The sequence below is a fragment of the Spirulina major PCC 6313 genome (assembly GCF_001890765.1).
Lineage (GTDB): Bacteria > Cyanobacteriota > Cyanobacteriia > Cyanobacteriales > Spirulinaceae > Spirulina > Spirulina major.
Genome location: NZ_KV878783.1, coordinates 2,477,856 through 2,490,439, shown reverse-complemented (window position 1 = coordinate 2,490,439; position 12,584 = coordinate 2,477,856). Strand labels below are relative to the sequence as shown.

General features: G+C 50.9%; 11 protein-coding genes and 1 pseudogene. 11 read left to right on the top strand and 1 reads right to left on the bottom strand.

The features are described from left to right. The first annotated feature begins 31 nt into the window (after window positions 1–31). The 10 genes and pseudogenes from ntrB (at window position 32) to SPI6313_RS10855 (ending at window position 11,611) form a co-directional block, all read left to right on the top strand. On the top strand, window positions 32–871 hold the full coding sequence (gene ntrB / locus SPI6313_RS10905) for a nitrate ABC transporter permease (RefSeq protein WP_084668987.1): 840 nt from the start codon (window positions 32–34) through the stop codon (window positions 869–871). Beyond that, entirely contained in the window at window positions 868–1,761 is an 894-nt protein-coding gene (locus SPI6313_RS10900; protein ID WP_072621023.1) for an ABC transporter ATP-binding protein, read from the top strand. The genes ntrB and SPI6313_RS10900 overlap by 4 nt, the downstream gene beginning before the upstream one ends. A 59-nt stretch (window positions 1,762–1,820) precedes the next feature. Beyond that, window positions 1,821–2,264, top strand: a complete 444-nt coding sequence (gene cynS / locus SPI6313_RS10895) for a cyanase (RefSeq protein ID WP_072621022.1) — start codon at window positions 1,821–1,823, stop codon at window positions 2,262–2,264. Between the two features lie 95 nt (window positions 2,265–2,359). Then, window positions 2,360–2,836, top strand: coding sequence for a DUF1348 family protein (locus SPI6313_RS10890; RefSeq protein WP_072621021.1), 477 nt, complete (start codon window positions 2,360–2,362; stop codon window positions 2,834–2,836). 649 nt (window positions 2,837–3,485) lie between these two features. After that, a complete protein-coding gene (locus SPI6313_RS10885; protein ID WP_072621020.1) occupies window positions 3,486–4,562 on the top strand; it encodes a glycosyltransferase family 4 protein in 1,077 nt (358 codons plus the stop codon). 138 nt (window positions 4,563–4,700) lie between these two features. Next, window positions 4,701–5,663, top strand: coding sequence for a hypothetical protein (locus tag SPI6313_RS10880; protein WP_072623094.1), 963 nt, complete (start codon window positions 4,701–4,703; stop codon window positions 5,661–5,663). A gap of 70 nt (window positions 5,664–5,733) precedes the next feature. Next, a pseudogene (locus SPI6313_RS22340) lies at window positions 5,734–6,809 on the top strand (IS630 family transposase). A 426-nt stretch (window positions 6,810–7,235) separates the two neighbouring features. Next, window positions 7,236–9,749 carry a substrate-binding domain-containing protein gene (locus tag SPI6313_RS10865; RefSeq protein WP_072621019.1) on the top strand — a complete coding sequence of 838 codons (2,514 nt, stop codon included), beginning with the start codon at window positions 7,236–7,238 and terminating at the stop codon, window positions 9,747–9,749. Window positions 9,750–10,192: 443 nt separating this feature from the next. Further along, window positions 10,193–11,152 carry an orange carotenoid protein N-terminal domain-containing protein gene (locus SPI6313_RS10860; protein ID WP_072621018.1) on the top strand — a complete coding sequence of 320 codons (960 nt, stop codon included), beginning with the start codon at window positions 10,193–10,195 and terminating at the stop codon, window positions 11,150–11,152. Between the two features lie 114 nt (window positions 11,153–11,266). Further along, on the top strand, window positions 11,267–11,611 hold the full coding sequence (locus tag SPI6313_RS10855) for a hypothetical protein (RefSeq protein ID WP_072623093.1): 345 nt from the start codon (window positions 11,267–11,269) through the stop codon (window positions 11,609–11,611). A gap of 153 nt (window positions 11,612–11,764) precedes the next feature. Here SPI6313_RS10855 and SPI6313_RS10850 read toward each other — a convergent pair whose 3' ends face one another. Continuing rightward, a complete protein-coding gene (locus SPI6313_RS10850) occupies window positions 11,765–12,238 on the bottom strand; it encodes a hypothetical protein (RefSeq protein WP_072621017.1) in 474 nt (157 codons plus the stop codon). A gap of 100 nt (window positions 12,239–12,338) precedes the next feature. Between SPI6313_RS10850 and SPI6313_RS10845 the strand changes: the two genes are divergently transcribed. Next, complete coding sequence (locus SPI6313_RS10845) at window positions 12,339–12,572, top strand: hypothetical protein (protein WP_072621016.1); 234 nt, start codon at window positions 12,339–12,341, stop codon at window positions 12,570–12,572. Window positions 12,573–12,584 lie beyond the last annotated feature (12 nt).

Below are 12,584 nucleotides of genomic sequence, written 5' to 3'. Positions count from 1 at the left end.
TATCCATTCACTTCGGAGGTTTATTTCAACTATGGCAAGCAGTCAATCAAAAGCCCGGTCAAGCAAAAAAGGTGCGTTAGACTCACCCGGCTTGAGTGAAAATGTCCGCGCCTTCCTGCTGTTTGTGGGATCGCTCATTGTCTTTCTCCTCTTTTGGGAGTTTGGCGCTCGCAATGGTCTCTTCACGAAAGGCGTTCCCACGGCCACCAAAACCATCGAGGAACTCTGGTGGTGGATCACGAATCCATTTTTCAACAATGGCCCCAATGATCTCGGCATTGGTTGGAATCTGTTGATTAGTCTGCGACGGGTAGCGATCGGGTATCTACTCGCATCTCTCGTGGCGGTTCCCCTGGGCATTTTGATTGGCATTTCCCCTGTTGCCAACAAAGGCTTTAACGCCTACATTCAACTGCTCAAGCCGATTTCACCCCTGGCGTGGCTGCCCTTAGGACTCTATATCCTCCGGGATTCGGAGCAAACCGGGGTGTTCATTATCTTCATCTCTAGCATTTGGCCAACGTTGATTAACACCTCCTTTGGGGTGGCGAATGTCAACAAGGAATATCTAGAGGTGGCGGAAACCCTAGGCGCGTCCCGGTTGCGCACGATCTTCAAGGTGATTATTCCGGCGGCTTTGCCGAATATTCTCGCTGGTTTGCGGATCAGTATGGGGATTGCCTGGCTGGTGATTGTGGCGGCGGAAATGCTGCTGGGGACGGGGTTAGGCTATTTCATTTGGAATGAGTGGAATAACCTCTATATCCCCAATATTTTGGTGGCGATTTTCATTATTGGGCTGGTGGGTTTGCTGCTCGATAGCCTGTTTGCCGCTGCTGAAAAGTTTGTCACATTTGGTCGAAACTCATGAGTGCTACGCCGTTGAATCTTGATAAAGTTACACCCATGGATGGCGGGTCGCCGACGGCCCAGCTTTCAATCCGCAATGTTACTAAGGTGTTTCCCGGTAAGCAGGATATCTTTAGTAAACTCTCGCGCAAAACGTCCAAAGATTTTGTGGCGATCGAGAATATCAGCCTGGATATTGAACCCAATACCTTCGTAACGATTATCGGCCCGTCGGGCTGTGGCAAGTCCACGCTGCTCAACATGATCGCGGGGCTATCGTCTACCACCGAGGGTCAAATTCTGCTCAACAATCACCCCATTCAGGGGCCGGGGCCCGATCGCGGCATGGTGTTTCAAAACTATGCCCTGATGCCTTGGATGACGGTGGAGGAGAATATCCGGTTTGCGGTGGAGACGGTGTATCCGAAGCGATCGCCCCGCGACATTCAACGCACCGTTACCGAACATATCCAACTCGTGGGCCTTGTGGGGGCGGAAAAGAAACACCCCCACGAAATTTCCGGGGGGATGCGCCAACGGGTGGGCATTGCCCGCGCTTTGGCCATTAGCCCGCAAATGCTCCTGATGGATGAACCCTTTGGGGCCCTCGATGCCCTGACGCGGGGCTTTCTCCAGGATGAGATCGAACGGATTTGGGAACAGCAGCGCAAGACGGTAATCATGATTACCCACAGTATTGAAGAAGCCCTGCTCCTGTCCGATCGGATCATCATGATGACGCGGGGGCCTGCGGCCCGGGTGGATGAAATTCTCGATGTGCCCTTCCCCCGCCCCCGGAACCGGGAAACCCTGGATCAACATCCGGCCTACCACGATCTCAAGGCGGAGATGGAAAGCCATCTGTTCCGCGAGACTCGTGCCGTGGAAGAAGCGCGGGTGCGGGGCCGTTAATGCGGTACGTTCCTGCGTGATCTGTTGTGAATACCCTATGAAGAGGATTTTTTTGAATTATGGCAATTTCTGACGTGACGGAAAAATTGTTGGCTGCCAAGAAAGCCGCTGGCTTGAGCTTTGCGGATTTGGAAGCGAAGCTGGGCTGTGATGAGGTGTGGATCGCGTCGGTGGTCTATCGCCAAGCCAGTGCTTCGGTGGAAGAGGCGACGAAAATCGTTGAAGCGATCGGGGCTGATGCGTCGCTGATTGAACCGCTGACGGAATGCCCGCTGAAAGGCTCGTTGGAGCCGGTGATTCCCACTGATCCCCTGATTTATCGTCTCTATGAAATTATGCAGGTGTATGGCATGCCGTTGAAAACGGTGGTGCATGAGAAGTTTGGTGATGGCATCATGAGTGCGATCGATTTCACCTTGGATGTGGAAAAAGAAGAAGACCCCAAGGGCGATCGCGTCAAAATCATCATGTGCGGTAAGTTCCTGCCCTACAAGAAGTGGTAGCTCGCTGCGTTGCAATCTTAATCTCCTGATTTGGTCTGACTGTTAGCGATCGCTGACAGTCCCTTTTTTTCTCTATCTTGTTTGGACTTCAACCGATGACCCTCACCCCTGCTCAACTCGTCCCCCCCTTTACCCGTGAGATTGCGATCGCCAAAGTGCGCATGGCCGAAAATGCCTGGAATAGCCGCGATGTGGAGCGGGTCGCCCTCGCCTACACCGAAGACAGTTTTTGGCGCAACCGGGCGGAAATTTTCCAAGGCCGCGCTGCGATTCGGGAATTTCTGCGCCGCAAATGGGACAAAGAATTAGACTATCGCCTCGCCAAGGAACTGTGGGCCTTTGGCGACAACCGAATCGCAGTACGCTTTCAATACGAATGGCACGACGACGCGGGGCAATGGTATCGGGCCTACGGCAATGAAAACTGGGAATTTGACGAGGCGGGCCTGATGCGTCGCCGCGAAGCCAGCATCAACGATCGCCCCATTGCCGAGAGCGATCGCCGCTTCCATTGGGACACCACCGCCCCCCGCCCCGACAATCACCCCGGCCTGATCAACTCCCCGGCATAGTGCTACGGTCGCAAGCGTCGCCCCTTCACATCAACCCTTCGGGAAACCGGCAGCCCCCTTACTATGAAACTTAAGGAAATAATCCGGTAATTCCGTAATGCGAGCATCCTGGTTGACTGACAAAAGTTGATAGCCCTTGCCCAGAGGGCGAGGGCTAGGGTGAGGACTTGCCAAGACCTGGCTAATTTTGTCAGTCAACCCGGCGAGCAAGATGCTCGCTAGAGGTTTAGAGCCTTTTTCAATGACCGGATTAATCCGGATTAATATAGTTAACCTCCATCATAAGGGGGAGGGAAATCGACAGTTGAGCACTATCACCCGGTCACTCTTGAATTCTGTGTCAACCTGCGAAATTCCGGCATCATACCATCAGGAACAGCGCGATCAATGAGCAGCCTCGCTCCATGCCATCGTGAGGTTGCAGTTGTTCTCAAACAGGCTTGTCTAAGGGTTTAGTGGCGGTTTGCTGATTTCCCGCAAACACCCTTCCGACATCCATTTTGAGTTTTTTGCCCTGCCCTAAGATTCCTACCATATACTGGACTCAATTAGACTGGAACAAACCTGCCTCTCGCCCCCAGCATCATGAGCATATCCTGTTAGTTTACTCTTAATGTAGAACGTGTGAACTCAATTGCCGAGGTTAAGTATGATTTCAACAGCAAAAAAGCCCAGTGTTGTATTTTTATTTGAATGGTTCAGCAACCCTTACCGGGAATTGTTAGTAAACCACATCAAGCAAAATGGCTGCGTAGTTCACGAAGATTCCTGGCAAACATTTTTTATTTTCAAGGTTCTACAGGTTCGTCCAGATATTTTGCATCTTCATGCACTCCTACCTTTCATTCGAGCGCGATCGCCCTTAACCAAACTCATTAAGCTTCTGATCTTTATTACCCAGATCATAATTCTACGATTGCTAGGTATTAAGACAATCTGGACTGTCCATGAATGGCAAGATAAACTAGGCACAGATTCAGGTGATATCCCCAAATACCACTCGAAGCTCATTGGTATCTGTCTTCATGGTTTTATTGTTCATAGTGAAGCAACAAAACATGAGATCATAAAAGACTTTTCTCTCAGTAAGGCGCGAGAAAAAAAAGTTTTCACAATCTACCATGGAAATTTCATTGATTACTATGAAAATAACACTAACCCTCTTGAATCGAGGGAGAGGCTAGGTATTCAGCCTGATCAATTCGTTTTCCTATTGCTTGGAGGATTATACAGATACAAAGGAATACTAGATGCTATTCATGCTTTCAAGCAGTTAAATATTCAAGAATCTTATTTGATCATTGCAGGAAAACCAGGAGGAGAACAAGGGCTTGTTGAGGAAATCATGACTCAACTCAAGAACATGAATAATGTTCTGTTTATAGGGGATTATATTCCGGATGAAGATATTCAATTTTATTTGAATGCTTGCGATGTCGTTACTGTTCCCTATAAGGTCTTTACGACTTCTAGTGTCGCAGTTTTGGCCATGTCTTTTGGACGTGCTTGTATAGCCCCAAAAATTGGATTCTTTAAAGATGTACCGGGTAAAACGGGTGCTTTTTTGTTTGAGCAAAGCGATCCCCATGCGCTTTGCCACTCGATGCAAGCAGCCGTTGATCAGCGTGACGTTATTCTGGCTATGGGAAATCATAATTTAGAACGAGCGAAGATCTGGGGGTGGGATTCTGTAGCGCAGCAGACAATTGCTGCCTATGACAGTTAAGGATTAAGCTAATCGCCATTTAAATTTCCAGGGCGATCCCCTTAAAGCAAGGGCTTCAGGCTCATTGACATGCAGTTTAGATGCTGATCAGCTTAGTTAATGGATTGTGTAAATATTTTGCTTCTGGAAACTGAAAAGATGGTTGATACTGAAACGCCAAAATCTTGGGAGTTAACAACACCCATCACTCTGATTATCTTCAATCGTCCAGAGAAAACAAGAACTATACTTGAGGCAATCAGAAAGGCTAGACCTCGAAAGCTTTTAGTGATTGCTGATGGCCCTAGACTCGATCGTCCAGGAGAAACTGAACGGTGCGAAAAGACTCGTGCCCTGATTGACACGGTAGATTGGAACTGTGAAGTTTTGAAGAACTTCTCTGATATCAATTTAGGTTGTAGAAACAGGATTGAAACGGGACTTTCATGGGTTTTTAGCATATGCGAAGAATCCATAATCCTAGAAGATGACTGCTTGCCCCATCCATCTTTCTTTCATTTTTCACAGGCGCTTTTGCAAAAGTATCGTTACGAAGATAGGGTTTTAGCCATTTGCGGCACTAATCATTTAACGCAATGGAAACCTAAACGTCACAGCTATTTCTATTCCAATCATTTTTCACCGTGGGGGTGGGCATCTTGGCAGAGGGTTTGGCAAATGTATGATGTGGATATGAAGTTGTGGGAAGATAGTGAAGAACGAGATAAAGTCAAGGAAAATCTCAAAAATCCGAAAAGATTTAAAATGTACGAAAAATCGTTTAATGAAACCTATGAAAAAAGAAATAATGCATGGGACTATCAAATGTTATTTTTGGGATTGAGAAGTTCTATGGTGTCTATTGTTCCATCAAGGAACTTGATTTCTAATGTTGGTTTTGATCAAGAGTCTACTAATACAAGTACGAAAACTGACATCAGGGCAAATTTACCTGTCTATGCGATGGATGTCCCAGTGTCTCATCCGCAAGATATTGTTGTAGACTACGAATACGAAAATTTGCGTTTCTTTCGCCTTTCAGATCGCAGTTTTCCTGCAAAGGTGGCACGAAAATTATATCTTTTCAGAAAGTATATCTTAAGGGTAGTGCTCAGAAAGTAAGTAGGCCAGGGTAGAAAAAGAGAGGTAGATTGAGAGATGTAAAGAGTGAGTATAAAGAACAGGTGTACTTATGGGAGCAAGGATGAGAGTATTTCTAAGCCCAGAGGAAGAAAGAACCCTGTGGGAGCTAAGGAAAGCAACCACAGTAATACAGAGAGTCAAAGACCGTGCAGAAGCTCTGAGACTCAGCCATCAAGGATGGTACGTCGAAAAGATAGCCCAACACTTGCACTGGAATGTAGGGACAGTGAGGAAAACGTTCAAACGTTGGCAGGAAAAGGGCTTAGGCGGACTCTGGGATGCACCAGGAAGAGGAAAAAAGAGCACCTGGACAGAAGCCGACATGGTGTACCTAGAAACCTGTTTGCGTGAAGAAAAGCGAACCTATAACAGCGTACAGTTAGCCAAGAAACTCAAACGATACAGAGGCATTACCTTGAGCCCAGACCATCTGCGTCAGGTGCTCAAAAAAAGGGGGTGATATGGAAGCGGACACGTCAGAGTCACCGAGAGCGCCAAGACCCAGCAACGCGGGCGATTAAGCAAGCAGACTTAGAGATGCTCGAACTCTCTGCGGCAGCAGGGGAGATTGACTTGCTCTACGGCGACGAATCCGGCAGTTGTTTATGGAGTGCCGCCAGTTACAGCGATTACTTCCGAGGTGAGCAAAAACGACAGGAGCAGACTCGCAAGCGAGGCAAGAGGCTCAGCATCATCGGTTTGTGGCAGCCATTGGTCACCTTCATCTACTCTCTGGTTTTAGGCAGCTTTAAGAGCGATGACTTCATCGCCTTGATGAACCAGCAAGCCCAGAGTGCCGCTGACATCCTCTCGAAAACCGGACGGATAAGGGTCATTGTGCTGGACAACGGCTCCATTCATACCAGCAAGCTTGTTCAAGCCCAGATTGCTACTTGGCAAGCTCAGGGGCTTTATCTTTTCTTCCTGCCCCCCTACTGTTCAGAGATGAATCCTATTGAGTTGGAGTGGCAGCATCTCAAGCGAGATGAGTTGGTTGGTCAGATGTTTGAGTCAGAGAAGGAGTTGGCTTGTGAGGTCATTTTTGGACTTGATGCTCGGGCACAACAAAACGCTCACTCCACTGAATATGTCAATCTGCGACAACCTCAATATTCTGTTACATAGTTCACTCTTTCTTGCCTGAGCTACTTAGGGAAAGATCTGAGTACAGGACAAAAAATCAGGCTTTGGCTGAAACCCTGATGATTTTGTAGGTTGGGTGGAACAATCGCAAAACTCAACACGCTCCATCAAAATCCATAGTCTGTAGCCCGCTGGGATTCAGACAAAATAGGGAGCAGGCTGCTCCCACCCCATCAAAATCAAGATTCCGTCGTACATTTCAACTTTTGTCCTGTACTCAGGTGAGCGATATGTTTTGAGGGAGTTAAGATGACCAAACGACACGACTTGTCTATCGATTCAATCTGCTTATGAATTATGGCAGGCTAGGTTCTGGGTTGTAATAATTCCACCGTCAATCTTCGCTCTGTCTCTCGATCCTGTGGCAAAATCGAGGGTACTGTGGCTATTGCACAACGGGAAGGTGGGATGAGTATTTTAAACGAGATTAAAAATCGGGAGATGTCAGGGGCGAGCGATCGCATCAACATCCTCGTCTCCCAAGCCTCCTATCGCGCCTTTAGTTTCCTGCCGCCTCGCTACCGCTGGATTGTGCCCAGTGTGCTCGAAAGTATCTCGCTGCCGTTGCCAGAATTCCCCCAGGTGAAAGAGGAAATTCTCACCACCTTGGCTGAGCAGATGACCGATGCTCAAGCTGTCGAGGCTGAGATTATCGCGCCGCCGCCGCCCCTCTATTCCGCCTATCGTTGTGTCCACGGTAACCCCTTCGCCTGTGAATGGCCTGCCCAAACCCTAGCGGAAAATCCCGGCGCGACGGCATGCCTGCGCTGCACCTTTCCCACCCTGATCCCCCCGGAAACCCGGCTTCAGGGGCGGCGCGGGCAGTATCAATTTGAAGCTTTTTTAAAAGTGCGTAACTGGGGGCGGTTGTACCATGGCATTGATTTGAGCGATCGCCAGCCGGTGGTGATTAAAGAATTTCTTCTGCCCGATCGCTACTTTACCCCCCAAGACGTCGTCAAGCGGCGCGATCGCTTCAACCAAGTGACCGGCATTCACCTCGCCGATGGTCGCCATCAGGATTTGCGGGTCGTCAGCCCCAGTGATGCGATCGCCCCCCTGGGGGAAAACCGCGCCTATCTCGTCACCGACGGAACCCTCGACACCTTCCCCACCCTCACCCAATACCTCACCGCTACCGGGCCCATGTCCGCCGCCCAAGTGCGCACCGTCCTCCTCCAAATGCTCCAAACCCTTGAAGGCCTCCACGGCCAAAAATACCGCCTTCCCTCCGGCATCATCCACCCCGGCATCCATCACGGCAACATCTCCATTGATAGCGTCCTGATCGTTCCCACCTTCCAAGGCTTCTACGTCTACCTCAGCGACCCCGCCCTCTGGGAAAACATCTTTGAACCCCCCCTCCTCGAACCCAAAGAACCCTCTGTGGAAACCGACCTGCGCGATTTAGGTCATGTGGCCTTCTATCTCATGGCCGGTCGGCAATTTGACCCCGAAACCCGCCAACCCCTCGACCCCGCCTTTGGGGACAATTGGCCGCCGAATTTGCCCCAACCCTTCCGTTACTTTGTCCTGTCGCTGTTGGGGTTAAATTCCCTGCCGTTTGAATCGGCCAGTTTGGCCCGTCAGGCCCTGTTGAAAATCACCTTGCCCGATGATGTGCCCCACGCCGTCAAGCCCGAAGGGGAAGCCACCGAACCCAAACCCAAACGCCAAATCCCCCCGATCGCGTGGTGGATGCTCGGTGGGGTGTTGGGGTTGGCGCTGATTGCGCTGTTGGTGTGGTGGTTTCGACGGCAGCAAACCTCCGAAGCCCCTCCCCGGCCGGTGGTCTGTTGTATTGAGCAGGTGGATGGGTTTCCCAATGGTGAATACATCTTTACCGGTGAGCAACCTGGGATTTGGACCTATATTTGGCAACAGCAAAACCTGATCGTTAAGGGCAAAAGCTTAGGGGAAATTCTTGCCGATCGCATCAATCCCCCCTCAGAAGACGACCCTACCCCGGCAGCACCCGATCCGGCGGCGGCAACCCCACCCCCCACGGATGAGGCGGATGGAGAATTAGTCGAGATTGATCGATTTTTGCTTGATTATCGACCGCAACCGTCCGCCAGTGAGGCCCTCCGGCAAGTGCAACAACAGGATGCTGAGTTTGCGATTAGTAGCCTGATTCAAGACCTGCCGGCGGATTTGTGGTTTTCGCGGGTGGCCTATGATGCGATCGCTGTCTATGTGGCGTTTAGTTATGAGACGCGCGATCGCAGCCTCCCCACCCAACTCAACGGCGCACTCTCTATCGATGATCTGCGTCGTCTCTACACCGGCGAAATCATCAACTGGAATGAATTGGGCGGCCCCGATCTGCCCGTCAAACTCTACATTCCCGCCGACGAAGAAGCCGTGAAAATTTTTGAAACCCAGATCCTCCGCGATCAAGACTCCATCGACACCTTCCGCCGCCTCGCCACCCAACGCACCCGCACCAGCACGATCAACACCGACATCACCCGCCTCTCCACCTTCCGCACCCTCAATGCCGTGCTCCAAGATTTTGAAGAACGCGATATTGGTGCGATCGCCTTCGGCAGCCTCAGTCGCATCTTTGGTCAATGTTCCGTCTATCCCCTCGCCCTCACAGCAGGCCTATCTGCTCCCGTCTCCCCCCTCCTCGACAAAAACAGCAACCCCATCACCCCCGGCACCGACCTCTGCAATGACAAAGGCAGCTACAAAACCAACATCCCCGCCATCCGAGGCGAACAATACCCCCTCTCCTACCCCATCGCCCTGATCTATCCCCGCGACAACCGCCGCGCCCCCATCGGCGAAACCTTCGCCGACCTCCTCCGCACCGACGAAGCCCAACTCCTCCTCCAGGATGCCGGCCTCGTTCCCTTGCGCGAAATCGACATCAACGCCAACCAACCCCCCGAAGCCATCCTGCCCACAGTGCGTTAACCCCCCTCCCCTCGGCACTGCAAAATACCGGCACGTCTTCCCGACTGAGCCTCAACACGAGAACAAAACGACTCAGATCAGCCGATCGCAATTGTCAGCCTCTTTTCGGTTTCCAGACTGAAGCCAGCACCCCCTGGTATAATCAATTACAGATGCAACATCGGCAGAATTCCATGTTCCTAAGGTGGGAAAAACCACTTTTCGGACATGGCTCTTAAGTTATCATCCAAGGGTGAAGTCACGAATCAAGACCATCAAAAGACACTAAAACCCTGAAGCTCTCGATACGCTTCACCCTGCCCATATTCTGAGGGCGTGGATTAACAATTGAATATCGTGTTAGCTCCTGAATCAATTCGGGCAAGCGACAGCCACGCGATCGCGTTGTGGCTTCAATTCACTCAGTTCAGTATCCACTCACATTCTTCTAGGAGTATTTAACGATGTCATTTACCATTGAATCCGCTCGCGGAATCTTTCCGAATACCCTCACTGCTGATATGGTTCCCGCCACCATTGCGCGGTTTAATCAACTCAGTGCAGAAGATCAATTAGCCTTAATTTGGTTTGCCTATTTGGAAATGGGAAAAAGCATTACCGTCGCGGCTCCCGGTGCGGCCAATATGCAGTTTGCTGAATCGACCTTAAACGAAATTCGGCAGATGACCACCCTCGAACAAACTCAGGTGATGTGCGACCTGACGAATCGCGCTGATACCCCGATCGGTCGAACCTATGCCATCTGGTCAGCCAATATCAAACTGGGGTTTTGGTATCGTCTGGGCGAATGGATGGATCAAGGGATTGTCGCTCCGATTCCCAAAGACTATAAACTTTCGGCCAATGCTTCTGCTGTGCTCCAAACGATTCGGAGTTTAGATCCCGGTCAGCAGATTACCGTGTTACGCAATACCGTGGTTGATATGGGCTATGACACCAGCAAACTCGGCAGCTACACTCCGGTGACTGAACCCGTCGCACCGCCGAAGGAAATGTCCCAGCGGACACGGGTCAAAATTGACGGTATTGATAATCCAGTCGTGCTCATGTACATGGACAACATGAACGCTAATGACTTCGATGCCAATATTAAATTGTTTTTGCCCGATGGGGCGCTGCAACCTCCGTTTCAAAAACCGATTGTTGGCACCGATGCGATCTTGCGCTTTTTTAAGGAAGAATGCCAAAACTTGCAATTGCTCCCGGAACGTGGCGTTTCTGAACCCGCAGAAAATGGCTATACCCAGGTTAAGGTGACCGGAAAAGTGCAAACGCCTTGGTTTGGGGCCAGTGTGGGCATGAATATGGCGTGGCGGTTTTTGTTGGATTCCCAAAACAACATCTTTTTTGTGGCGATCGATCTGTTAGCGTCACCCCAAGAATTACTCAACTTGGTGCGTTAAGTCTCTTTTTTCTGAACTAGGCTTCTGGGCGGGATGCTGGTGTGCTAGTGCGATCGCACCAGCATTCACGCCCCGCCGCTTAGTGTTTCGGATTTCATGTACATCATTCCCGTCATGCCCCCCACAACCCCCCCACAAGAACACCAGTGGTCACCCACAGAACAAGAGATTGCGCGTCATGCCTGCGATCGCGCCCGTGAACGGGAAGTTGCCGCCCTACTCGCCTATGTCCGAGACACGGCCAGTGCGATTTCATCCCTGGAAACCCTCTGGAATTTACACGATTTTTTAAGTGCCCGCCGCCATGATCTAGACGGCAAATATGAGGATCAATACGATGCGCTGATCTTTTTATTTGCTCGACTGATCCAAGAAGGCTGGTTAAACCTAGATGAACTGGCCGGCCTTGAAGCCAACAAACTGGCCAAGATCTCGGCCCTCATGACACTATCGCTGTGAACCGGCAGCGGTGAGCGCCAAACAGTCCACGAGCGGCCAAGATGCCCGCACGCCTTCACGTCTTTGATCTGACTGGAGTGGGAGCGTCTCACTCCCTAGCGGCTCAATGATGATGCGGATTCCATGCAAGCCCGATCGCAAAGAATCAGCCCCTCAACGTAACAGATTCGGATCAACCTGGCGCAAGTGATCGCGAAAAATGCGGTGGGCTGTTTTATGGTCGCCCGTCGGTGTTAGATTACAGAGCCACCATAGCGGACGGCTCTGATAACAGCGGGGCTGATCCGTGGCAATCAGTCGCCCCAGGTGCTCACAGTTCCAGCCCAAAAGATTGTAATTCCAAGCTGCAAACACGATCAGAGCCTGTTTCGCACGTTCAATGGTGTCCTCTGGCGAAAACCCTAGGGAATCAATCCCTAAAACCCGTGTTCCGTTGCGACTTTCAAACGGACGTAATAAGCCGCCCGTGTCGAAAATATGGGTATCCGATAAGCCAATGCCATAGTGCCAAACTGGGTTTAGGACAGTCTGCCATTGCAATAATTGTCCGTAGCGGTGACTGGACGGATCGGTCAGCGCATCGATTTCGGCGTGGATCTGGGCGATTTGGGCAGGGGATAACGACATCAGGATATAACCCTCAACATTTCACAGGCTGCGCTGTGGGCAGCCCTCTACTATTTTGACCCTCCTTGATCCCAGCTGCAAAACACGACCCCGATCGCGAATGGATGAGGAGACGGGGGCGATCGCGATCGCCTCCCACAGGATGACCCTGATGATGCTATACTGCGGGCAAGATTTGCCCTCCATCGAGACCAGGGTCATGCAATTCGAGTCGGCAAAACCAACCCAAGCATTGCAACCATCGTCCGTTATGGCTGGCGATCGCCCTCGTCTCCCCTGGCTGCATCAGGGTCGCGCCTCACCCCCTGACCCCCGCCAGCCTCCCCAAGACTAGCCTCTGCGGAGG

Excerpts from the sequence above, each read along its gene's own strand:
- SPI6313_RS10900 (WP_072621023.1), top strand. The coding sequence starts at position 868 with ATGAGTGCTACGCCGTTGAATCTTGATAAAGTTACACCCATGGATGGC.
- SPI6313_RS10860 (WP_072621018.1), top strand. The coding sequence starts at position 10,193 with ATGTCATTTACCATTGAATCCGCTCGCGGAATCTTTCCGAATACCCTC.
- SPI6313_RS10845 (WP_072621016.1), top strand. The coding sequence starts at position 12,339 with ATGGATGAGGAGACGGGGGCGATCGCGATCGCCTCCCACAGGATGACC.
- SPI6313_RS10880 (WP_072623094.1), top strand. The coding sequence starts at position 4,701 with ATGGTTGATACTGAAACGCCAAAATCTTGGGAGTTAACAACACCCATC.
- SPI6313_RS10890 (WP_072621021.1), top strand. The coding sequence starts at position 2,360 with ATGACCCTCACCCCTGCTCAACTCGTCCCCCCCTTTACCCGTGAGATT.
- cynS (WP_072621022.1), top strand. The coding sequence starts at position 1,821 with ATGGCAATTTCTGACGTGACGGAAAAATTGTTGGCTGCCAAGAAAGCC.
- SPI6313_RS10850 (WP_072621017.1), bottom strand. The coding sequence starts at position 12,238 with ATGTCGTTATCCCCTGCCCAAATCGCCCAGATCCACGCCGAAATCGAT.
- SPI6313_RS10885 (WP_072621020.1), top strand. The coding sequence starts at position 3,486 with ATGATTTCAACAGCAAAAAAGCCCAGTGTTGTATTTTTATTTGAATGG.
- SPI6313_RS10865 (WP_072621019.1), top strand. The coding sequence starts at position 7,236 with ATGAGTATTTTAAACGAGATTAAAAATCGGGAGATGTCAGGGGCGAGC.
- SPI6313_RS10855 (WP_072623093.1), top strand. The coding sequence starts at position 11,267 with ATGCCCCCCACAACCCCCCCACAAGAACACCAGTGGTCACCCACAGAA.
- ntrB (WP_084668987.1), top strand. The coding sequence starts at position 32 with ATGGCAAGCAGTCAATCAAAAGCCCGGTCAAGCAAAAAAGGTGCGTTA.